Below are 1,788 nucleotides of genomic sequence, written 5' to 3' on the forward strand. Positions count from 1 at the left end.
GGTCCAGAAATACGGCACATCGAGGTAATGCTCGTCAGCGCCAAGCATATTCGCAGCGGCGATCCGCGCCTGTTGCTGGGCCAGGCGCCAATGTTCGATACGCTGAAGCTGGCCGTTAAGCGGGAAAGTCGCGATATCACCGACCGCCCACAGCGCATCGGTGACGCGCATTCCCCCATCGACCTTCAGCGACCGGTCTTTTTCCTTGAGGAGATCGCTAAACGCATCAGTTTCAGGGCTGACGCCAATGCCGGCCAGCACCAGATCCGCTGGCAAGCGTTGACCGTTGTCCAGATGCACAGCCTCGACCTTGTTTGCTCCTTCTATATAGGTGGCTTCGCCATCGGTGTGAAACACCACGCCATTGGTCTCATGTAAGGCGCGAATCGCCTTGCCGACCGCTTCACCAAATTGTGCGGCGAAAGGAATGGCATGACGGGCCAGGACTGTGACCTCCAACCCTAATTGGCGCAGGGCTGAAGCGGACTCCATGGCAATAAAGCTGTCACCGATGATAACCGCTCGCTGGCCAGGCTTTGCCGCCTGCAGAATTCGCAGTGCCTGCTCTTTTGAGCGGAGCAAGAACACTTGCGGCAAATCGGCGCCTGGTAGCGTGAGTGGATTGGGCTTGCCGCCGGTGGCAAGCAACGCGGCGTCATAGTTCAGCGATCGACCATTGGTCAGTCCCAGGGTTTTGTTCGCCGAATCCAGGCTGGCAACTTCACCGGTGATGCGCTCAATGCGCTGCTCACGATAAAACCCTTCATCACGCAGCAGCGGGATTTCTTCTGGCGGCATCTCTGCGGCAATGACAAATTTGCTCAGGACGGTGCGGTCGTAACCGGCGTCGGCCTCGCGGTCGATCAACAGAACCTGGCCGCCGAAGCCCTTTTCGCGTAGTGCTGCCGCACACGCGATACCGGCGGCCCCGGCCCCGACGATGACAAACGTCCGTTCATCATCAGCCGGCGGGGTGTGAGCATCGGCGAATGGCTGGTCGTCGACCCAGATGTCGCCGTCGCGGAGTTCCAGCGGATAGCGCTTGAGACTGTCCAGGGCTGGCGGCTCGCAGAGTGCACCGTCTTCGATCCGAAACTCAGCTTTGTGCCAAGGGCAAATCAAGCGTCCGTTGCACACCRCACCTTGCGCCAGCGGTGCTCCGGCATGCGGACATTCGCCCTGATAGGCGCGCAGTTGATCGCCCACTCGCAGCAAAACAATGTTGGTGTCCGCGATCCGGGCTTCAAGGCCTCTGTTTTCGGGTACATCGGCGAAAAGGGCGACGCGGTGCAGTGCCATGATGGCTCTCCAGGCAGACGTTTCACTTAAGAGTTTGGCGCGTTACGCGAGGTTCAGCCAATTCCCGGTGCCACCTCACCAACGGTATCGTTATAGTTCGCAACCCGACAACGGCCCTACATGTACAAGGTGCTCCGCAATGATCCGATTGACCTCTTCTAGCCCTTGGCTTGCAGCTGTTGCAGTCGCCCTGTGCGTGCAATTTCCAGCAATGGCCCAGGAACGTTTCACCCTGAACATCCCGGGTGTTACGGATGACCGGCTGTTTACCTCGGCTGCCGCCAGCGATGCGCCGGGTTGTGGCGGCCACAACGCATCACCTGCGCTGAACTGGAACGCCGGGCCGGCGGGTACGTTGAGTTATGCAGTCGTCATGCATGACCCTGACGGGCAGAAGGGCCAGGGTGCCGATCATTGGGTGCATTACGGCATCAAAGCCACCACTCACCAGATTCCCGCCGGTGTAGGTGCAAAATCAGCCTTTGAAGG

At 59.5% G+C, this 1,788-nt stretch carries 2 protein-coding genes; one reads left to right on the top strand and one right to left on the bottom strand.

Annotation, left to right across the window (positions count from 1 at the left end; genetic code table 11):
• A partial coding sequence (locus AC1DRJ_RS26335) for an FAD-dependent oxidoreductase (RefSeq protein WP_477804729.1) occupies positions 1 to 1,299 on the bottom strand: 1,299 nt, incomplete at its 3' end.
• Between the two features lie 139 nt (positions 1,300 to 1,438).
• Here AC1DRJ_RS26335 and AC1DRJ_RS26340 point away from each other — a divergent pair.
• A partial coding sequence (locus tag AC1DRJ_RS26340) for a YbhB/YbcL family Raf kinase inhibitor-like protein (protein WP_477804730.1) occupies positions 1,439 to 1,788 on the top strand: 350 nt, incomplete at its 3' end.

The sequence above is a fragment of the Pseudomonas sp. P5_B2 genome, assembly GCF_056400445.1.